The sequence below is a fragment of the Marivirga lumbricoides genome (assembly GCF_014636295.1).
Lineage (GTDB): Bacteria > Bacteroidota > Bacteroidia > Cytophagales > Cyclobacteriaceae > Marivirga > Marivirga lumbricoides.
The window spans coordinates 118,789-140,712 of the sequence record NZ_BMEC01000003.1; the positions used below are offsets into that span (position 1 = coordinate 118,789).

The window sequence follows — 21,924 nt, forward strand, 5'->3', positions numbered from 1 at the left end:
AATAAATGTCAGATATTTTTAGGAAGTGAAATATTAAAGGTAGTTCCTATTCCAGGCGTACTTTCCAATTTGATTTCTCCATGAAGCCTCTCAACAGCTCTTTTTAAAATGAAAAGACCCAGACCGGTTCCCTGTGCAGAATTATTTGCTCTGTAAAACATATCAAATATTTTACCTTGATGTTCTTTATCTATCCCCTGTCCGTTGTCTTTTACTTCAATATGGATATCTGTTTTTGTTCCATAAACAGTGATATGAACTGTAGATTCTTCTTTATTTTTATCAAGATACTTGATGCTGTTTTCAATCAGGTTTTGAAGTATAGTATTAACAATATACCACTCTGATGAGAAAGTAAGGTTACTCTGTACTTCAATTTTGAAAACTATACTATCAAAATTCGGAAGGTAAGTATAGGCAGTAATGCAATTATCAATTATTTCATAAAAATTTATATCCGTTCTTTTTATTTCCCTGTAATTAAGCTCCGTTATATTAATTAACTCCATTACAATCATATTCAACCGTTTAATTTGGTTTTCATACATTTTGAGGTAATGAAGAGCTTTGGTGTCAGATACATCTCTTTTAGCTAAATCACTTAGCCCTAATAATGAGGCGATTGGGCCTTTCAAATCGTGAGACACCCGGTAGAAAAATGAATCCATCTCTGAATTTTTCTTTTCAATAATGGAAGCTAATTCCTGTTCCTTCTCGGCTTCTTTTTCACTATCCTCAATTCTGGAAAGCACGGAATAACTATTTACTACACTATTAATGAATTTTTTATCATGTTCTCCTTTTAATTCAACATACCGCTCAAGTTCTTCTAATGCTTTCGTAACATTAGTTTCCTTATAGATCTGGTACAGCATGTAGTGTGTGTTGAATAAAACGCTGTTTAATTGAAATTTTTCTGATTTTTGAATGACACTATTTAGAGTTTCAATAGCCTGATCTGTTTTATCCTGGGCTAAGTATGTGGAGGCGAGTTTTTCCTGCGCCTCAACACCACTTACAAAATCGTTTTTATCGAAAAACAACTCTGAAGCCTTAAGAAAACTTTCCGTTGCGGCTTCATACTTTCTGCTTTTCAATTGGATTTTGCCATTTACAAAGTAAACTTTGGCTAAATCTTCATCATTTTCTAAAGCCTTATTTAGTTCTATACATTTACCTATGTAAGTTACAGCTTTAACTGATTTCTCCAATTGTAGAAATAAGTTAGCTAAATAAAGATAGCAATAAAATTCAAGTGTCTGATTCTGAGTTTGCTGACTTACTTCCAGCGCATACTGATAGGTATTTAGGGCATTCTTAAAGTCCTGAAACTCTTCATAAATGTTTCCAATCAGGCAGAGTGCTTTTCCGTGAGGTAATAACTCATTCATTTTCTTGTATCCCACTGAAGCGTCAAGTAAATGTGGTATAGCCTCACTTAATTTATGCTGATTTAATAATGCTTTAGCAATATTATACTTGGCATCATAAACACCTTTTTCATATTTTATTTCTTCAGAAAGCTTAAGAGCACGATCAGCCATATTTTTAGCGGTTCCAATTTCCCGATTCTTTCTATGCAGCATAGAAACTAGGTTGAGGCCGTCTGCATGGATTTCATTCTTTTCTTTAATCCTTTGACTTTTGAAAAGTGCTTTTTCGGTTAATTCTATAGCTTTAGCAGTATCCTTTATCGAGATACCTATAGCTGTATCAAATAGCGACCTAATCTCAGCTTTTATTAAAGAGGTGTGAGTTTCCAAAAAAATAATTTACTCAGAGTTTAAAATGTAAATATACTATCAATTGCTATAATCTTCATCATTATCCATGGAATCTTCCAAATTCAACATGCTGCTTAATAAATCTTTAAAGCTATGTCCGGTAGCTAGCCTGTGTTTACTAAGGAGGCTGTATTCCGCTAAGCCATGTAAAGCAAACTCCATTAGAAGGTACTGTTCTTTTTCACTAAGGTTTTTGTGTTTTTCTTTTACCAGTTCCTGTAAGCCAGGTACGCTCTTTAACTTATTATAATAGTTTTTAATAGGCTCATCATTAAATATATCCAGCTGATTCCCATCATTAAACCATTTACTGATTGGCTTGTAAGGATTCTTAGCCTCCCTGTTTTTTCTTAATTCTTCAGGGTTAGGGAAAAACTGTACAAATTTTGTACGGATGGCTTTTCCTACTAAGGTTTGAGCTACAATGCCTGGACCTTCTTGTTCTCCCTCATAAACCAACTCCACCTTGCCCGTAATGGCCGGAATAACTCCAACAAAATCTGTCATTCTTACGAATGTATTTTTTTCCTTATTTATTAAAGCTCTTCTTTCAGCAGCACTTACGAGGCTCTCATAAGCTGATATTGTTAGACGAGCCGAAACCCCACTCTTTTCATCTATATATTCACTATTTCTGGCTTCTACAGCTATTTGTTCAACTAAATCTTTAACAAGATCATTCATTTCCACCATTTCAGATTGTTCTGATTTAATGGCTGATTCCTGCTCTGTAATTTTTCTTCCTATAGCAATCGAGCCAGGGTAATGCGTTATAATTTGCGCATCAATTCTATCTTTTAGGGGGGTAATTATACTTCCTCTGTTGGTATAATCCTCCGGATTAGCAGTAAATACAAATTGAATATCTAAAGGAAGCCTTAATTTAAAACCTCTTATTTGTATATCTCCTTCCTGCAGAATATTAAATAAAGCTACCTGAATTCTTGCCTGCAGATCCGGCAACTCATTAATTACAAAGATGCCACGGTGCGAGCGAGGAATTAAGCCGTAATGTATTACCCTCTCATCAGAATAAGGTAGTTTTAGTGTGGCAGCTTTTATAGGGTCAACATCGCCTATTAAATCTGCTACAGACACGTCCGGTGTAGCTAATTTTTCTGTGTATCTTTCATCTCTGTGCATCCAGTGAATCTCGGCCTCATCACCTTTTTCCTTCAGGATATCTTTTGCTTCCCTGGATATGGGATTCAAGGGGTCATCGTTTAACTCAGTGCCTGATAAAACAGGAATATATTCATCAAGCAGCAATGTCATCATTCTGGCTATCCTGGTTTTTGCCTGTCCTCTCAATCCCAGTAAATTGATGTTGTGCCGTGACAGAATAGCTCTCTGAATATCAGGAATAACAGTATCCTCATACCCCCATATGCCTTCAAAAATGTTTTCATCTTTTCGCATTTTAAAGATAAGATTTCTTCTCAATTCTTCTTTGACAGGTTCTGGTGAATATCCTGATTTTTTAAGCGCTTTAAGGGTAGTTATTTTTAATTTATCGGAACTGCTAATGTTGTTATAGCTCATAGTATGTATTAATATCTTTTTTTTCTGTTTCTTTTATAATCTTCGAATACCAGATCGCCCAGCCCCTTAAGACTGCTGTAATAAGCATTGCCATTATTTACCGTAGTAAATTCTTTTACAAACTCTTGCAAATAAGGATCTGAGGCTATCATAAATGTGGTAATGGGGATGTTAAGCCGTCTGCATTGGGCACCTAAGTTTAAAGTTTTATTTAATATTTTAGGGTCGAGCCCAAAACTGTTTTTATAATATTTGATTCCTTGTTTCATGCAGGTAGGCTTGCCATCAGTAATCATAAAAATCTGCTTGTTCTTATTTTTCCTTCTTCTCAAAAGGTCCATTGCTAATTCCAAGCCGGCAATAGTATTGGTATGGTATGGCCCCACCTGCAGGTAAGGCAGATCTTTAATTTCAATTTGCCAGGCATCATTGCCAAAAACAATAATATCCAGTGTATCTTTTTTGTATTTTTTAGTAATCAGTTCTGCCAAAGCCATAGCAACCTTTTTGGCAGGGGTAATCCTGTCTTCACCATACAATATCATGGAGTGAGATATATCAATCATCAGCACTGTGGAAGTTTGTGTTTTGTATTCACTTTCCACCACTTCCAAATCATCCTCTGTAAGCATAAAATCTCCCAGGCCATGATTAATTTGAGCATTTCTGAGAGAGTCTGTCATTGAGATTTGGTGAAGTAAATCGCCAAACTCATAATTTCTTCTATCGGTACCCGGTTCTTCTCCCAGGCCTGTAAAATTAGTTTTATGCTCTCCTTTACCTGATTTTTTTAATTTCCCAAAAATCTCTTCAAGTGCACTTTTTCTAATAGATTGTTCCGCTTTAGCAGTAATTTCAAAAGAGCCGTCTGGTGTCTTATCAGTTATAAAGCCTTTGCTTTTGAGGTCATCAATAAAATCACCTATTCCATATTCCGAATTACTGATGTTATATTGTTTATCTATATTGGTGAGCCAACTTAAGGCTTCCGATACATCTCCACCAGTAATCAGTAATAATTCATTAAACACATTAAAGAGCTGGTCAAAAGTGGTGTCTGATAAGTCTTTGTGTGCTAAGTATTTAGTAAATCTATATCCGATCATAATGCTATTAAACTATAATTATTTGCTAATGTTCCTTTCTCCGGAATATATGAGGCAAATCATATTTTTTAAATATTGAAAGAAAGGTAGTTTTAATTAATCATAAAACACCTGAACATTTAATGTACTAACGCTAAAATAGATTTTTCAGTTTATGAGTAAATTTTCATTTAAAATTTTCTACAAAACCTGATGAGAAAATTGCTGATTGACATGCTGAGATAAACTTAACTCCTGATACTTATGCGTAAGAATGTTTTCATGTCCTATTTCTATAAGTCCTACTTTAGAATAAATATGAGAAATACTTACTGTTTTAACTATTCCCCGATCCATTATCATATCGTTTGATAAATCTCCTGACCCTGCATTTTTATGAAATTCCCTTATTTCTTTTACGCTGAAATTGTGGTTTTTACTTAACCACTCACCAAACCATTTTTGTCTGTTTTTAATAGCCTGTTTAGTATAAAGTTGTGCCGAAGCCCAGATATGAGGTTTGGAAGCATCAAATTCCTTTAGATGCTTGTTTATTCCGTCCCACCTAAATTCCAGAAGGGTTAATTCAGGGTCATGGAAAAATACTACTATTGTGAAGGGTTCAACACCTTCAAAGTTATAATTTTTAAAGAATTCATCAGGCTTTATACATTCAATGGCCTCTAGCAGAATAATTCCTCTACTAATTTTATACTCTGGTTGCGGAACATGAGGTTCAAAAGCTCCATTTAGCAGACACGCACTTATACCATTATCACTTGTTGCCACCCAGGATCCTCCTCCTTTTGGATCTTGTGGGAAAATGATATTTTTTCCTTCAATATGCCGATAGACAGGAAATGTAACTAAACCTCTGTCGGGACTTTCATCCCGGTTAGTGGTAATTATAAATTGTTGATTTTCAAGTGGTAAATAAGTTAAAGTACACATACATTCTCCTGAAGATGTAGAATATTACAAAAATATGAGAGCTTTAAAAACTCTTTTGTCAATTAGAATAATAAAAACTGAGAGGGTCAGGATATAAGAATGAATAATCTAGCTTATGTTCAATTTTAGCGCCACTAATAAATCTCTGAGTAAGTGTGGATGGCTTTTCATCAAATTCTGGCGGCATAAAGCCTAATTCTTTTGCATTCTGAAGAAATACTTCTTCACGAGTTGGATGTAATGGAGCCACTCCATTATAAAGTTCATCAAAACTCTCTTCTTCAACCACTTTAATAATTAAGCCTACTGCATCATCCCTATGAATGTAATTGACTTTTTGACCTCCATTTTCTACTTTCTTCCCTGAAAAATATTTCCCGGGGATTCTATCGTAGCCAAGTAATCCCCCCATTCTAATAATGGTAAGTTGATCTGCTAATTTACTTTTCAGCAGTTCTTCAACCTGCCATAGTGCCTTAGAACGATCAGAATTCCTGTCTACCTCATTTTCTTCAGTAATTTTCTCATCAATATCCGGGTAAACAGAAGTAGCACTGATATAGATCACTTTTATTTGAGACGGAATTTGAGGGATTAGTGAAATTATCTCACTAAAATGTGCATCGGGGCCTTTTGACCTGGTACGTGGAGGAATATTAATTACAAGGTAATCGGATTCAAAAAAAGAAGGATCAATAGAAGAATCAGGTAATTCGAAGTGAAAGGGAATAATACCTGCATTTTGCAGGGTGTGTAATTTAGATGAAGATGTGGTACTTCCTTTAACACTGTATCCTTTACTAATAAAGGTTTTTGCTAAAGGAAGTCCCAGCCAACCGCAGCCTAAAATGCTTAGTTGCTTCATTATTGATGGAGCTTATTAGCTTCTTTTTTTCTTCGGAATAGATTGAAATATATGATCCCAGAAAGGGGAAGAAACTCCAAAATATTTATCAGGATGCTTATAGTGATGTACACTGTGGTAAATCCAAAGCCATTTCAAGAAATTTTTAGGTGGCTGGTAAGCATGGATTGCATAATGTACAAATGCATAAGTTACGTACCCCATTAGAAAACCCGGAGCAAAAGCGAATGCATATTGCTGCATTAGTAGCCATAAAATTCCAAAGATTAAAGAACCTATTATAATGGCTCCTGCCGGAGGCATTACTATTCTGTCTTTATCTTTTGGATATTCATGATGTACTCCATGAAAAGTATATTGAATGGCTCTTTTCCATTTTTTATCATCTTTCATGTGAAATACATAGCGGTGAATAAAATATTCTCCCAACGTCCAACTAAAAAAACCTACTATAAATAAAATGATAAAAGTACTGACTGAAAATTGAATTTCAGCGATTGCCCAGTAGCTTAAAAATAACGATATCCCCGTCAGAATACTCAACGGAATAGAGAAATGGCTTCTGGTTAATCTCTCTAATATCGGGTTTTTAAATAGTTGTTTTGTTCCTGTTGTTTTAACTTCTTGTTCTTGTATTGTCTCCATTACCTTTTTCTATATATAAAATCAGCCGGTCAAAATAAATCAACGACAAAATAAATATAATTGTTGAGTAGAACCATCAAATTAGCGATGATTTATATCAGTATTTTTTAATTTTTAATTTTTTCCTGTTCTTGTGTGTCTTTTATTTTCTGGTAAAACCGCTCATACATTGGCAGTATGTTAGTAATGTCAAACTCTTTAGCCCTGGCAAGGGCTGCATCTTTAAACCTTTGAATATTTTCATCAGCTAACACAAAAAGAGCTTTTTCTGTCATATCTTTAACATCTCCTACATTGCATGTAAAGCCCGTTAAGTTGTCAATATTAAGCTCTGGTAGTCCGCCAGCATTGGAAGATATTACGGGAACTTCACATGCCATTGCCTCCAATGCGGCTAAACCAAAGCTTTCTTTTTCAGAAGGCATCAAGAATAGGTCGCATACAGAAAGCACTTCTTCAACTGCTTCCAGCTTACCTAAAAACCGGATATCATCACAAGTTCCTAACTCCCGACAGAGCTTTTCCATTTTTATTCTTTCAGGCCCGTCTCCCACCAAAAGTAATTTAGCAGGTATTTTTTTTCTCACGTTATTAAAAACATGAATTACATCTTCCACACGCTTCACTTTTCTGAAGTTGGAGGTATGCGCTAATAACTTTTCACCATGTGGACAAATAGCAGTTTTGAAATGATCTTTTTTCTGTTTTTTAAACCTATCCAGATCTATAAAATTGGGGATCACCTCTATATGCTTATAAATATCAAAATGCTCTAATGTGTCCTTTCTTAGGTCTTCAGAAACTGCTGTAACCCCATCAGATTTATTAATACTAAAAGTTACTACCGGCTCGTAAGAAGGGTCCTTGCCTACTAATGTTATATCAGTACCATGCAAAGTAGTTATAACAGGTATGTTGATGTTTGTTTCTTTCAATATCTGTTTAGCCATGTAGGCTGCAGAAGCATGAGGTATGGCATAATGTACATGTAGTAACTCCAACCCCTCATGTTTTACAACATCCACCATTTTACTAGCTAAGGCAAGCTCATAAGGAGGATATTGAAATAGCGGATAAGATCTTAGGTCTACTTCATGGTAGAATAAGTTTTCATTAAAAAAATCCAGTCTTGTAGGCTGAGAATATGTTATGAAATGAACTTTATGTCCGTTTTTTGCAAGCGCTTTACCCAGCTCGGTAGCTACAACGCCACTTCCTCCAAAGGTAGGATAGCATACAATGCCTATTTTCATTTAAGTATTATTTTGTTTGAGGCTGATCGTTAAGTGCAACGTTAGCCGGTTAAAATCATTGGTGAAACGGGGAAATCATCCTGCTTGTTTTTTTATTTATTTCATTACTTGTTTACTAGCTTTCTATCAGTAATATATCTCAATTAATGAAGTTTAATTTATATAATGAACTTGCTGCTTCTCAAACTCAAAGATAGATTCATATATCGTATCCATAATTCGCGTTCTGACATTTGTGCTGATAAGTTTTCTGTTTTCTGCATCCGGATATACTCTGTTTGACAGAAAGATGTAAATTAAGCCAAATTCCGGATCGGCCCATGCGGCTGTTCCTGTAAATCCTGTATGCCCAAACGCAAGAGGGGAAGCGTAATGTGAGGTAGGGGAGGGGCCTTCATTTCCTACGGGTTTATCCCAACCTAAACCGCGCCTGTTGTCAGAAAATTGTTTTTTAGTGAAGTAAGGCACTGTACCTTTTGAAAAGTAGCGGGTACCACCATATTTTCCATCCCACAAATTCATCTGCATTAAGATAGCAAGATCCATTGCATTGCTGAATAAACCTGCATGGCCAGCTACTCCTCCTACCATTGCAGCTCCCTGATCATGAACCCATCCACGGATTAAGTCATTTCTGAATAGCCTGTCATTTTCGGTTGGGGCTATTCTCTCAGCAGAAAAATTACAAAGGGGAAGATAGCCTAAGGTGCTAAGTCCCAGCGGCTGATAAAGATTCTCCTGAAGAAACTCATCCTGACTTACATTAGTAAGTCTCTCGCAAATCTTTTGCATAATATAATACCCCATATCGGAATATCGATATTCATAATTCTTTTGCCACTTAGGCTTGCTTAGTAAGTCCGAGTCCACTACCCATTGCCAAATTGAATCTGAAAGCATAGTGTGGCCATATAAGCCTGAGGCTAGTTGGTTTGGATACAATGGATCAAATTCTGTTTGATATAATGGAGATTTGGTGCCGAAAAAATCACTTGTGCGCATCCAGAAGGGTATGTATGGAAGTAATCCTGCCTGATGGGTCAGGATGTCCCTTAAAGTCATATTCTTTTTATTGCTCTTTTTTAGCTCTGGCAAGTAAGCCGAAATCTTTTTGTCCAGATCAATCATGCCTCTATCATATAAAAACATAATGCTTTGAAGTGTTGCAGCTACTTTAGTAATGGAAGCCAGATCATAAATAGTTTCATCAGTTACTTCTTCCTGCCTGTTGTAGGAGAGGTGTCCATAGTTTTTCTGAAATACAACCTGCCCATCTTTGGCTATTAATACCTGGCAGCCAGGTGTTGCCTTGTTGTTAATCGCTTCTTGCGCGATTAGATCTATTTTTGATAGTACAGAAGCATCCATTCCCACCTCTGAAGGATCTGTAAATCCAAAACGATTTAAAGTTTTAGTAAGGATGCCCGTTCCAACTGGCAAATTTTTTGAAGCACTTACAGGTAACTTGCCTTTGGCAGGGAGAGCACCAAATAATATTTGAGGGGCGATTTTTTGGGTCTCCGGAGTATCTTCGTACATCAATAAAATGTGCTCAAAGTCAGATAAATAACTTAAACTATATGCATTTCCAAAAACTGATAATACAACATTGGTTTCTTCTGCCAGCTTTTGTAAAAAAAGTATGTCATCTTCTCTAAGCCCAAATCTCCTCGATGCATAATTACCCATATCATGTATTCCCACAACTACAGTTTCGTACTGAGAGAGTTGGTCCATAAGTCGGGTGAAGATGGCAGGATCTTTTTCATTTTTGCCCAGATTATAATGAGTAAAGGGGGCATATTTACTTAAATATTGCTGAAAGGTTGAATTCAGCTCCCCTCTTAAGGAAAGAGAGGCAAAATTGGTGGTATCGATAATTTTAATAGGGACAAAATTATTTTTACTTCTTACAAGAGTAGCCGCTTCGGCATAAAGTTGTGTTAAGAGTTTTTCTGATGATGCCTGATGCAGGTTTTCATGGATATCTTCCAGTTCCAGCTTCTTAAACCCATCAGCCAAACCAAGTTGATATTTGGCTGAGAGTATTTTTTTTACACTTTCTTCTAAACGTTCCTCACTAATTTGTTTCTTTTGAATGGCTTTTCTAATCATTCCTACAGCATTTGGTACATTCATAGGAAATAAAAGCACATCATTGCCTGCTTTAAAAGCCAGCAAATCAGTCTCACCCGGATCATAAAAATCGCTAACGCCTTTCATATTAAGCGCATCTGTAAAGATGAGGCCATTAAAGCCAAGTTCCTTTTTAAGTAAGTCAGTTACTACGGCTGAGGAAAGAGTGGTGGCTTTATTAGGGGTGTTATCATAAGCAGGAACATGTAAATGAGCTACCATCATACTGCTTATTCCATTGGCAATAAGCTCTTTAAAAGGGTAAAGCTCAAGGTCGTTCATTCGTTCCTTGGAATGTCTTATCACAGGAAGTGTAAGGTGAGAATCCGAACCGGTATCCCCGTGGCCGGGGAAATGTTTGGCATTGGCCAGTACGCCATTATCCTGCAAACCTTGCATATAAGCAACTCCTTTTTTAGCAACGTTTACTTTATCTTCACCAAAAGAGCGATAGCCAATTACCGGATTTTTAATATTGTTATTAACATCTACCACAGGAGCAAAATTGACATGCACTCCAACAAGCTTAGCCTGTCTGGCTATTTCTGCACCCATATAATAAATTAAGCTATCATTTTGAATTGCGCCTAATGTCATTTGTTTTGGGAAATTCATCGTACTATCCAGTCGCATACCTAATCCCCATTCCGCATCCATTCCTATCCAAAGTGGAATTTTAGATTTTTCCTGCAGGCGATTTGTAATCGCTACTTCCCGGCCTGGCCCCCCCTGAAAAAAGATGAGTCCTCCGATATGATAATTTTCAATCAGTAAACTTAAGTTTTTAACATGCTCTTCACCTTTATTGGAATAGGCAGCTACCATAAAAAGCTGTCCGATTTTTTCATCCAAAGTCATGGATTTATAAGTAGTATTCACCCATTTTTCCTGGTTTATTGAGTTACTACTCTCAGAATTTTGAGAAACAGCAGCCAAGGAAGCTACAAAAGTTAGTATTAGAGAAAGGTAAACTTTTTTGATCATGCTGTAGTTTTGAATTTATGATTAAAGCGAAATTAGCATTAAGTTTGTTTTTTGGGAAATAAGCTGTTGGTTACTTCAAAATTTTATTTGTAAATATTTTACTAATTTCCACTTAAACAGCAAGCTAACGAAAAGAACAAATAATTCGTTTGTTATGTAAGCTTAAAGATTAAAATAAAGTGTAATGAAAGAATACGTTAAAGTTTAGAGCTTATCTTATTTGAATTGTGAAGTTTAAATTATAAACATCTTATTCATTATTTTATAACTTAAGAATGTGTGAGCTTAGATTGTAGAGAAATCTTTAAATTCCATTTTTAACAGGCCAGTCAGGGTAACTAAATAAGAAAAAATCCTGATTAGGAGAATAAAAGTGATAAATTGTACATCGTATACGTACTGCCCAAAATGTATTTTTAACTTAAAACTTTTAGACATGAAAGTTCCATCAATATTTCGACTGCCCAGATATCAGAGGTTTGAAGTTCAGCCCAGGTACTACGATCCTATAAAGGAAGATTTGGATAAAAGAACCAGTAGAATCAGGCAGCAAATTAATAATGAGAAGAAAGGTATAAAGTCCGAGAGTATAAGAGAGGCTTATGCGGCTCGCAGAAACTCCAACAAATCAGCAGATCTGTTCCAGGTTTTAATGATTGGTATTATTTCCGTAGCCTTGGGAGGTTATGTTTTCTATGGAGCGAATATTTATTATACTTTGCTTTTATTAATTCCATTGTACATTTTTTTAAGAAGAAAAAAGAGATAAAAACTTTTCATGCCTAATATAATTCAGTTATTACCTGATGCAATAGCCAATCAGATTGCGGCCGGGGAAGTAGTTCAGAGACCGGCTTCCGTAGTAAAAGAGTTAATGGAAAACGCAATTGATGCGGGAGCCAAAAATATTAAATTAATAGTAAAAGATGCAGGTAAGCAATTGATTCAGGTAGTAGATGATGGCTCAGGAATGAATGAAACTGATGCCAGAATGTGCTTTGAAAGGCATGCTACTTCTAAAATCAGAAAATCAGAAGATCTTTTTTCATTGAAGACGATGGGCTTCAGAGGTGAAGCGATGGCGTCCATTGCAGCGGTTGCTCAGGTTGAGCTTAAAACCAAAACGGAGCAGGCAGAATTGGGGACTTTAATTCAAATTGAAGCTTCGGAAGTGAAAAATCAATCTCATGTTGCCTACACTCAGGGTACTTCCATTTCTGTTAAAAACCTATTTTACAATGTGCCCGCCAGGAGAAATTTCCTCAAATCTAATCCTGTAGAATTAAGGCATATTATTGAGGAGTTTCAAAGAATTGCTCTTTCTTATCCTGAAATTGGGTTTAGTTTTCATCAGAACGATCTGGATGTTTATCAACTTTCTGCAGGAAAGTTAAGCCATAGGATTGTAGGGTTATTTGGAAAAAATTACAAAGAGCAATTGGTTCCTTGCGAGGAAAGTACAGATCAATTAAGGATTCATGGCTATATTGGCAAGCCGGAACACGCAAAAAAAACCAGGGGCGAGCAATTCTTTTTCGTGAATAGCAGGTTTATAAAAAGTGGTTACTTGCATCACGCAGTTATAAATGCCTATGAAGGCTTGCTGGCAAAGGATTCATACCCTTTCTATGTTCTTTTTATTGAGATAGATCCCCAACGGATTGATGTAAATGTGCATCCTACAAAAACGGAGATAAAGTTTGATGATGAGCGTACCATATATGGTATAATGAGTGCGGCTGTAAAACAAGCAATTGGCACACATAACGTAGCTCCTGCATTAGATTTTGAAAGTGACGTAAACTTTAGCTTCTCAAAGCCTCGCCAGGCTGATTTGGGAAATTTTTCCGCTAAAAGTTCAAATTATCAAAAATTTAAGTCGGGAAGCGAAAACGATGAATGGAACAAAATCCTTAATAATTTTCAGGAACTGAGCCAAAAAATTTCACAAGAGGAACAGAAAGATGAAGAGGAGACTTCTCAGCAGCAGGCAGTAACTTTCGGCAGTTCAATCAATGATCTGGCTGATGAGGCGGCTATCGAAAAGCCTTACAGTCAGGAATTGAAGGATAGTAAAAGGAGTGTTTTTCAAATTCATAGCAGGTTTATTGCCACTCAGGTTAAATCTGGTTTAATGCTGGTAGATCAGCAGGCTGCTCATGAGAGAATACTCTTTGAGAAATTTTCCCAACATCTTGCTCAGCATAATGGGGCTTCTCAGCAATTTCTTTTTCCTGAGCAAATTAATTTGTCTCCTGCTGACTATGCACTGGTAATTGGAATGGAGGATGAACTAAAGGCCCTTGGCTTTGTCATATCTTCTTTTGGTAAGGATACTATTGTTATCAATGGCGCGCCTACAGAATTAACTGATTCTTCTGTAAAATCAGTCTTTGAAGGGCTTATAGATCAATTTAAGCATAATAAAAATGTACTTACCCTCTCGAAGTCAGAAAACATTGCCAGGTCACTGGCTAAGCGATCGGCTATCAGAGTAGGACAAAAACTTAACCCTGAGGAGATGAATTCGTTGATTGATAAATTATTTGCTTGTGAGAACCCTAATTATGCTCCTTCAGGTAATTCTACTTTTATTATTTTTGATCTTGATAAGATCTCAAGCTTCTTTAACCGATAAATTTATATGTTCGCAAGACTGACCCCTGTTGTCAAATATTTACTGCTGATCAATATTGCTCTTTTATTAATAACTTCAATGCTTAATTTAGAGCTATCTGGCATTTTTGGGCTACATTATATCTTTGCTGAGAATTTTAAGCCTTTTCAATTTATTACCTACATGTTTTTTCATGCAGGATTTGGTCATTTATTAGGCAACATGTTTGCTCTATTTATATTTGGCCCTATGCTGGAGCGCTTTTGGGGAGCGAGAAGGTTCTTCCTATTTTATATGATTACCGGGGTGGGGGCAGGTATTTTGTACGGAATGGTTTCCTTTGTGGAAATGCACCAATTAGAAAGTGCCGCTAAGCAATATATTGAAAATCCCGGTTATGAAGCATTTAATGCCTTCATTAGAGATAATGCAAATTACGCTTATCAACAATGGTACGATTTTATTGATGCATACGGAGACAACCAAGAGAACCAAAGTTATGTTAATGAAAGTATAGAAAGAGTAAGAGAGGTGGTTCGCTTTCAGGGTAACATTCCAATGATTGGTGCTTCGGGTGCTATTTTCGGTATTCTATTTGCCTTTGGGTTTCTATTTCCTAATACTGAACTGTTTTTATTATTTCCACCCATCCCTATCAAAGCTAAATACCTTGTAACCTTCTATGGTTTATATGAGTTATACGCAGTCATACAGAGAACACCGGGAGACAATGTGGCTCACTGGGCACACCTCGGTGGTATGCTAATTGCTTTTATTCTCTTAAAAATATGGCAAGACAATAGGAGAACATTTTATTAAATATCATGGCAGGAATTTTTGATGAATTAAAACAAAATTTTAAGCGACCTAACAATGCATTAAATCAGCTGATAATAATTAATGTAATTGTGTTTGTGGCATTAGGATTAATAAAAGTAATAGGGTCATTTACTGATTTACATGGATTATATGCAATAATTGATGCACAATTTACTATTCCGCCTGATCTGGGAAGATTTATATATAGGCCCTGGACATTATTAACCTATGCATTTTCTCATGCTGGCTTTATGCATATACTATTTAATATGCTCGCACTTTACTGGTTCGGAATGCTCATATCTCAGTACCTTGGTAGTGCTAAATTGGTTAACCTGTATGTATTGGGCGCCTTGGCAGGAGGAGTAATCTTTATACTGGCATACAATCTTATTCCTTTACTGGCAGAAAGAACTACCAATGGAATGGTTGGAGCCTCCGCAGCAGTATTTGCTGTGGCAACGGCTGCTGCTACTTTATTGCCTGATTACAGGTTTCATTTGATTTTTATTGGTCCTGTTAAAATTAAATATATAGTTGCAGTTTATATCATTATGTCCATTTTAGGTTCTGCAGGAGCAAATGCAGGAGGTAACATTGCACATTTAGGAGGAGCAGGTATTGGTTTTCTTTATGTGAGAGGGCTTCAGGCAGGAAATGATTTTGGCTTATGGATTCAGAAGTTTCTGGAAGGGATCACCAATCTGTTTAAGTCTAAACCTAAAATTAGAGTGACCCACAGAAGTAACAAAACAAGTAGCAGTAGTTCCGCTAGAAATGCCTCAAAAGGTAATGGAAATAGCGCTAAATCGTCTGATGTGGCGCAGGAGGAAATAGATAGGATTCTTGATAAAATTTCGGAGAAGGGTTATGAGAGTTTGAGTAAAGATGAGAAGCAAAAGCTTTTCAATGCGAGTAAAAAATAAAAGGCTTTTCATAACAGCATGAAAAGCCTTTTAGTAGAGACTGGTTAACCTTATCTGACAGCTAGTCTAATATTTTCTACTATTCCGTTATACTCCAATTTTATGATGAATATGCCATTCTGAATATTTTGGAAATTTAATTCATCAGAAACAGGGTCAAAATCGTGGTATGTTTTTACCAATTGGCCTGCAGTATCATAAATGTTGAGCGAGGTGATTTGTTGATTGAAATTATTAGTGGGGAGTTGTATCCTTACAGATTCCTGATGATTTGCAGGGTTAGGATATATTTTCACAGTTCCCTCAAACGTTTTATGAGTAGAGACTATTTCCGAATACTTATTAGAACCATCTATATCAACTGCATTTAATCTGTAGTAAAGAGTTCCGAAAGGAGCATCGAAATCACGATAGTTATATAAAATATCAGAAAGGCTATTTCCTGTGCCTTCTATAATTGCTATCATATCGAAATTCATATCAGATGTTGCTCGTTCAATTTCAAAATGAGAAAAATTTTCTTCCTTCGCAGTTATCCAATCTAATTCTATAGTTTCACCTCTTTTGGAAATGGAAAAAGATTTTAATTCAATAGGTAAAATAGTATAAACCATTTCTACTTCAGGTGGAATTTCTCCATCGGTTGGCTCATCACTATCACTATTTCCATTAACATAAAACTTACTGTTTTCACCTCTTTCTAAACTGGCTCCTCCAGCTTCATTATAATCTCCTGCAACAGCTATAACACCATCATTGGATATATCTCCTCCAAAAAAAATGAAGGTTCCATTATTATTTAAGTCTCCATTTACATAGAGATAAGCACCTTCTTCAACAATTAATTCTGCCTCAGTACCAACAGTAAGATCTCCATCTATAACCAGAGAATCTCCGGTATTAATAGTTAAAGTCATGCTGCCAAAAAGTGTTCTCCTGATGGATAAATCCCCCCACCTGGTTACACTGCCATCAACTACTAATTCCTGATCTACAGGGTTAGCTCCAGGGCTTGTGCCCTCAGACCATCCTGCATCATTTAACCAGTCCGTATATTGTTCTGCAAGTGAGGTGTTTTGACTCACACCTTTGGAGTATGAAAATGTTATGATCAGAAGAATAGTTATTACTTTTTTCATGTTGGTTCTAATTTTAATTGAATTATAAAGTTAGAACCCGCACTTAAGAATTTCTATAAAGAATGAACTATAATAATACATGGGCGGTACTGCACCCGGAACTTATGAACTTAAAGAAATTGATAATGAACGTTGTAAAAAAAAGGATAAGTGGTTTACAGAGTTACTATATCTGACCAATTACATACATCTGGTCCATGGTGGGATTTGCGCTGCCGCCTCGAGGCTCTAAAGTTACTGCAAACGCAGAAGGTTTATTAATGCTCTTCATTTTTAACAAACCTGTCATATCTCCACTTACATCAAAGACCCCCATATCAACTGGTTTTCCATCAACAATTGCCCAAAGTTGGTATTGGTAAGCATCCTCATTGTAAGGCATTTTCTTTGCATTCAGGTACACTTCATTAGTGTTTTTATTCCAGTGAACAACAGCTTCTGCATCAGGAGATATATCCAGACCATCCATTAGCACATTTTCAATGCCGGGTTGGCGTAGAATATCTAAATTGCTGGCATATTGATCTGCCTGATTTTTTACAATATTGTATTGCTGGGCCAGGGTTTCGTTTTGTGAAATTAAAGAAAAAAGTCTATCCTCCGTTTCCAACCATTGGCCTCTATAATAAAATGATAATACTATACCTAAGATAGCAATAATACTTGCCGCAGCACTAATGTACTGGTAAAGAGATCGTTCTTTGACAGCTGGGCGGATTTCACTGGTAGAAGTATTCGCTTTTAGTGACTCTTCCACTTCTTTTTTTTCTTCAACAGGTGGCTGCTGAATCTCAATACCTAAATCTTGGAATAATTTATTTTTAGAAGAAACAGGGGGAGTAATGCTTCCTTTTTGGGCAAAGGCAATTAAGGTGTCTTCTGCTTCAATAATAGCAATTCGTACTTCCTGATGTTGCTCTGCCATCTGTTGAACTTCATGTCTTTCCTGCTCAGTAAGCTGGTCTAAAACATAGGCTTCAATAATACCTGACGATATGTAGTTTTCAATATTCACAATAATAACGCTCTTAATTCACGCATAGCTGTCCTGGTCCGCGTTTTCACAGTTCCTAAAGGAATGTTGAATTCTTCGGCTATTTCAGTTTGCGTATACCCCTTAAAATACATTTGATCGATTACAAATCTCAATTCTTCCGGAAGTTGATCAAGCACTTTTTCAAGGCCAATCCCATCTGTTGAAAGAGTATGCGAATTTGCATAATCAATTGTATGTACGTTATCTGAAACTAAATCGGTTTTCAATGTCTTTTTAATTTCCTTAGATCTTATTTTGTCTATGGAGGCATTCCGACTAATATTCACTAACCAGGTATAAAGTCTCCCTTTACCTGCATCATAGGCAGAGAAGTTATTCCAAACTTTCATGAATATATCATGAAGCACTTCTTGCGCTACCTCTTCGGATTTTACTATTCTAATAATTACACCAAAAAGTGCTGCACTATAATTATCATATAAATATTCAAGTGCTGAAGGTTTTTTAGCCAATAGCTCTTGTATTAATACTTCTTCTGATATTTTTATTTTCGGGCTAATAATTTTTTGGTGTTTTTCCAACGGTAAATAAAATAATATATGTTCAAATAAAAAAACTGTTGAGCAGATACAATATAGATATCTTTTCTCAACAGCTTTTTGTTTAAAAATATATTATAAATGTATTACTTCATCGTAAGCTGCAGCTGCCGCTTCCATCACTGCTTCACTCATGGTTGGGTGAGGATGTACGGTTTTAATAAGTTCGTGGCCAGTAGTCTCCAGTTTTCTTATAGCAACAATTTCAGCAATCATTTCAGTTACATTGTTTCCGATCATGTGTGCACCGAGTAATTCTCCGTATTTTGCATCAAAAATTAATTTCACAAAACCATCTTTTGCCCCGGCAGCACTTGCTTTACCTGATGCTGAGAAAGGGAATTTCCCTACTTTAAGCTCATAACCTGCTTCTTTGGCTGCTTTCTCAGTATAGCCAACAGAAGCCACTTCAGGGCTGCAATAAGTACAACCCGGTATGTTTCCGTAATCCAATGGTTGCGGATTTTCACCTGCTATTTTTTCCACACAGATAATTCCTTCTGCTGAAGCCACATGAGCAAGAGCAGGGCCATGAACAATATCTCCGATAGCGTAAACACCTTCAACATTGGTTTTGTAGAAATCGTCCACCAGGATTTTACCTTTTTCTGTTGCAACTCCAACGTCTTCAAGGCCTATTCCTGTAATATTAGTGGCCACACCAACAGCTGAAAGTACTATTTCTGCTTCTAATTGTTCTTCCCCTTTGGCAGTTTTAACCGTAACTTTACAATTTTTACCTTTTGTATCCACATTAGTTACTTCCGAGCTGGTCATTATTTTAATACCTGCTTTCTTGTAATTTTTCTCTAATGCTTTAGAAACTTCTTCATCTTCTACCGGAACAATTCTATCAAGGTACTCAACAATAGTTACTTCAGTGCCGATAGAATTATATAGATAAGCAAACTCTACACCTATAGCTCCTGAACCTACTACTACCATAGACTTAGGTTGTTTTTCTAAAGACATAGCTTTTCTGTACTCAATTATTTTCTTGCCATCGATTTTCAGGTTTGGTAATTCTTTTGCTTTTCCGCCTGTGGCAATAATGATATGGTCAGCGCTGTAGTCGGTTTTTTTACCGTCTTTATCTTCTACCTCTACTTTTTTTCCAGCTTTAAGCCTTCCATAACCCATGATTACATCGATCTTGTTCTTTTTCATTAAGAACTGTACACCTTTGCTCATGCCTTCGGCCACTCCCCGGCTTCTTTTAATCATAGCTGGAAAATCTACAGAAGCTTCTTTAACATCAATACCATAATCCTTTGCATGGGAGATGTATTCGAAAACATTGGCACTTTTTAATAATGCCTTGGTAGGGATACATCCCCAGTTCAGACAGATCCCGCCTAAACTTTCTTTTTCTATTACTGCTACCTTCTTGCCCAATTGAGCCGCCCTAATGGCAGCTACATAGCCCCCAGGACCAGTGCCAACAACAATAACATCGTATTTTGAAGCCATATTTATATTTTTAGTTTATAAGTACTTGTTTATCGTTCGCAAATTTAAAGGATTTGCCCCTAGAAAAAAATTTTAGCCTCTTTAGGATTGGTAATACTTCTTTGGTGCCATCTCTCCACGTTTTGATAAGTTCGCATCACATTATAAAGTACAATGCCTCCTGCTAAAAAGATCATACAATATTTTAAAGGCTTTTTCAGGCTAATAAATTGTAAGGAGCTTACTGAGAGCAATAAATAAATAAATAGTGGGAGTAAGGGAGCGAAAAATCGATCCATACTTTCCACTTCAATCAATGGCATGCAGCTGAGTAATATGATATAGGTGATAAAGAGGATCAGAGGTAGAAAATTGCTTTTCTTAATGATGATAAAAATTAGCACACTGAGGGAGCATATAAAAAAGAGAGGTGAAAGCTGTGGTGCTAATTGCGTAGGAAAAAGGCTATTAAATAATGTCAATAATAAATGATAAAGGTTTATGAAAAAACCGTTTAAAAAATGAATCTCCACCTCAGAATCTGTGGAGGAGGCATCTTTTAGCAGTGAGAAATTCCACAAAATGTTAGGGAGCACCGACATCACAATCCCCATTCCAGTAAAGAGTATTTCCTTAAATTTCTTTCGTGGCAAAAATAGTAACACTTCATAGAGACTGAGGCCAACCATCATAAATATGCCTGCATTTCTCTGTAGACACATACAGCTAAATAGCACAACCCAACATATAAAAGAAATAAGGTTTCTTTTTCTTTTCCATAAGAGATAGTAGTAGAGTCCGCTAAAAAGGAAAAGGGTAAATAATATTTCTGTCCAAAAAAAAGAAGCTATCAAGTAAGGGAACAAGCTTATGCAAAATAAGGATAAAGTAATAAGCGCTAATTTCCCAGAGCTGCTTACTTCCTTTAAAAACAGGTAAATAAAAATAAGAGCTAAGTTGAAAAAAGCTATGTGGGCAAAATAAAAGCTGCTTTCACTAGTGAATAAGCTCAGGATAACAGGAAACAAGGGAGGCCAGTAGATATAACTTCCACCATCAGCACTTACCAATGTGTAATTTTCCTGAAAGCTTCTTGAAGCAGCCCAGTATTGGAAAGAATCGGATGTCCATATCAGTCCACCACTTGTGCAATACACTAAAATAGTTGAAGCTATTACTAATATCAATAGTAGAAAACTTACTTCATTTATTCTTGATAGATTAGAATACTGAAATAGAGCCTTTGAGCTTGTATTTAGTTCAATTTTATGGATAAGTTTCTTAATTTGCATTCGAAATGTAATTTTAAGCCATTAATCGACTAAAAACCAAACATGACTAAATTATTAGAAGGAAAAACAGCACTAATTACCGGAGCATCAAAAGGAATTGGGAAGGCTATAGCAGAAAAATATGCGCAACAAGGAGCTAATGTAGCTTTTACATATCTTTCAAGCGTGGAAAAAGGAGAAGCACTTGAAAAGGAGTTAGCTAAATTTGGTGTGAAAGTAAAAGGATATCGTTCCGATGCCTCAGATTTTTCCGCTGCAGAAAAGCTAATTAATGATGTGGTAGCCGATTTTGGTGCCTTAGACATTCTTATTAATAATGCTGGTATTACTAAAGATAACCTCCTGATGAGAATGAGTGAAGAAATGTGGGATGATGTGATCAATATCAACTTAAAGTCTTGCTTCAACACAGTGAAGGCTGCAACGAGAACTTTTATGAAACAAAAAAGTGGCTCTATTATTAATATGACCTCTGTTGTAGGGGTAAAAGGGAATGCAGGTCAGGCGAATTACTCTGCATCAAAGGCCGGAATAATCGGTTTTACGAAATCCGTGGCCCTGGAATTAGGTTCAAGAAATATTCGCTCCAATGCGATTGCTCCAGGGTTTATTGAAACAGAAATGACAGATGCATTGGATGAAAAGACTGTACAAGGTTGGCGCGATGCAATACCTCTAAAAAGAGGAGGGAAGCCTGAAGACGTAGCTGAGGCTTGTGTATTCTTAGGGTGCGACATGTCATCTTACATTACAGGTCAGGTAATTCATGTAGATGGCGGAATGCTTACCTAACTTATACAATATTTTAAGAAACACTCCGTAATAATGTTGCGGAGTGTTT

General features: G+C 36.3%; 18 protein-coding genes. 5 read left to right on the forward strand and 13 right to left on the reverse strand.

The annotated features are described in order from the left end of the window. Positions 1-8: 8 nt before the first annotated feature. The 8 genes from IEV85_RS05275 to IEV85_RS05310 all read right to left on the reverse strand — a co-directional run bounded on the left by IEV85_RS05275 (position 9) and on the right by IEV85_RS05310 (position 11,245). Positions 9-1,763 (reverse strand): tetratricopeptide repeat-containing sensor histidine kinase, encoded by a 1,755-nt coding sequence (locus IEV85_RS05275; protein WP_188460922.1) that lies wholly within the window; start codon positions 1,761-1,763, stop codon positions 9-11. A gap of 39 nt (positions 1,764-1,802) precedes the next feature. Beyond that, a complete protein-coding gene (locus IEV85_RS05280) occupies positions 1,803-3,326 on the reverse strand; it encodes a sigma 54-interacting transcriptional regulator (protein WP_188460924.1) in 1,524 nt (507 codons plus the stop codon). Positions 3,327-3,334: 8 nt separating this feature from the next. Next, positions 3,335-4,432: a vWA domain-containing protein gene (locus IEV85_RS05285; RefSeq protein ID WP_188460926.1), complete on the reverse strand. Its 1,098-nt coding sequence runs from the start codon at positions 4,430-4,432 to the stop codon at positions 3,335-3,337. A gap of 180 nt (positions 4,433-4,612) precedes the next feature. After that, a complete protein-coding gene (locus IEV85_RS05290) occupies positions 4,613-5,362 on the reverse strand; it encodes an NRDE family protein (RefSeq protein ID WP_188460928.1) in 750 nt (249 codons plus the stop codon). A gap of 58 nt (positions 5,363-5,420) precedes the next feature. Continuing rightward, on the reverse strand, positions 5,421-6,227 hold the full coding sequence (locus IEV85_RS05295) for a Rossmann-fold NAD(P)-binding domain-containing protein (RefSeq protein ID WP_188460930.1): 807 nt from the start codon (positions 6,225-6,227) through the stop codon (positions 5,421-5,423). Positions 6,228-6,242: 15 nt separating this feature from the next. Beyond that, entirely contained in the window at positions 6,243-6,872 is a 630-nt protein-coding gene (locus tag IEV85_RS05300) for a sterol desaturase family protein (RefSeq protein ID WP_188460932.1), read from the reverse strand. A gap of 107 nt (positions 6,873-6,979) precedes the next feature. After that, entirely contained in the window at positions 6,980-8,125 is a 1,146-nt protein-coding gene (gene bshA / locus IEV85_RS05305) for an N-acetyl-alpha-D-glucosaminyl L-malate synthase BshA (protein WP_188460934.1), read from the reverse strand. A gap of 153 nt (positions 8,126-8,278) precedes the next feature. Then, positions 8,279-11,245, reverse strand: coding sequence for a serine hydrolase domain-containing protein (locus IEV85_RS05310; RefSeq protein ID WP_188460937.1), 2,967 nt, complete (start codon positions 11,243-11,245; stop codon positions 8,279-8,281). A 436-nt stretch (positions 11,246-11,681) separates the two neighbouring features. Between IEV85_RS05310 and IEV85_RS05315 the strand changes: the two genes are divergently transcribed. The 4 genes from IEV85_RS05315 to IEV85_RS05330 all read left to right on the forward strand — a co-directional run bounded on the left by IEV85_RS05315 (position 11,682) and on the right by IEV85_RS05330 (position 15,607). Further along, positions 11,682-12,014, forward strand: a complete 333-nt coding sequence (locus IEV85_RS05315) for a hypothetical protein (protein ID WP_188460939.1) — start codon at positions 11,682-11,684, stop codon at positions 12,012-12,014. A gap of 9 nt (positions 12,015-12,023) precedes the next feature. Beyond that, positions 12,024-13,883 (forward strand): DNA mismatch repair endonuclease MutL, encoded by a 1,860-nt coding sequence (mutL, locus tag IEV85_RS05320; protein ID WP_188460941.1) that lies wholly within the window; start codon positions 12,024-12,026, stop codon positions 13,881-13,883. Between the two features lie 78 nt (positions 13,884-13,961). Continuing rightward, complete coding sequence (locus tag IEV85_RS05325; RefSeq protein ID WP_229712517.1) at positions 13,962-14,681, forward strand: rhomboid family intramembrane serine protease; 720 nt, start codon at positions 13,962-13,964, stop codon at positions 14,679-14,681. A 5-nt stretch (positions 14,682-14,686) separates the two neighbouring features. Further along, positions 14,687-15,607: a rhomboid family intramembrane serine protease gene (locus IEV85_RS05330; protein WP_188460945.1), complete on the forward strand. Its 921-nt coding sequence runs from the start codon at positions 14,687-14,689 to the stop codon at positions 15,605-15,607. A gap of 50 nt (positions 15,608-15,657) precedes the next feature. Here the strand turns inward: IEV85_RS05330 and IEV85_RS05335 are convergent, their stop codons facing one another. From IEV85_RS05335 to IEV85_RS05355, 5 genes are all read right to left on the reverse strand, one after another. Next, complete coding sequence (locus IEV85_RS05335; protein ID WP_188460947.1) at positions 15,658-16,746, reverse strand: T9SS type A sorting domain-containing protein; 1,089 nt, start codon at positions 16,744-16,746, stop codon at positions 15,658-15,660. A gap of 166 nt (positions 16,747-16,912) precedes the next feature. Next, positions 16,913-17,761, reverse strand: a complete 849-nt coding sequence (locus IEV85_RS05340; RefSeq protein ID WP_188460949.1) for an anti-sigma factor — start codon at positions 17,759-17,761, stop codon at positions 16,913-16,915. Then, positions 17,758-18,324, reverse strand: coding sequence for an RNA polymerase sigma factor (locus IEV85_RS05345; protein ID WP_229712518.1), 567 nt, complete (start codon positions 18,322-18,324; stop codon positions 17,758-17,760). Before IEV85_RS05345 ends, IEV85_RS05340 begins: the two co-directional genes overlap by 4 nt. A gap of 93 nt (positions 18,325-18,417) precedes the next feature. Then, positions 18,418-19,812 carry a dihydrolipoyl dehydrogenase gene (gene lpdA, locus IEV85_RS05350; RefSeq protein WP_188460951.1) on the reverse strand — a complete coding sequence of 465 codons (1,395 nt, stop codon included), beginning with the start codon at positions 19,810-19,812 and terminating at the stop codon, positions 18,418-18,420. Between the two features lie 59 nt (positions 19,813-19,871). After that, positions 19,872-21,083 carry a hypothetical protein gene (locus tag IEV85_RS05355; protein ID WP_188460953.1) on the reverse strand — a complete coding sequence of 404 codons (1,212 nt, stop codon included), beginning with the start codon at positions 21,081-21,083 and terminating at the stop codon, positions 19,872-19,874. 42 nt (positions 21,084-21,125) lie between these two features. On the opposite strand from IEV85_RS05355, the gene fabG reads away from it, so the two are divergent. Further along, positions 21,126-21,875 (forward strand): 3-oxoacyl-[acyl-carrier-protein] reductase, encoded by a 750-nt coding sequence (fabG, locus tag IEV85_RS05360; RefSeq protein ID WP_188460956.1) that lies wholly within the window; start codon positions 21,126-21,128, stop codon positions 21,873-21,875. Positions 21,876-21,924 lie beyond the last annotated feature (49 nt).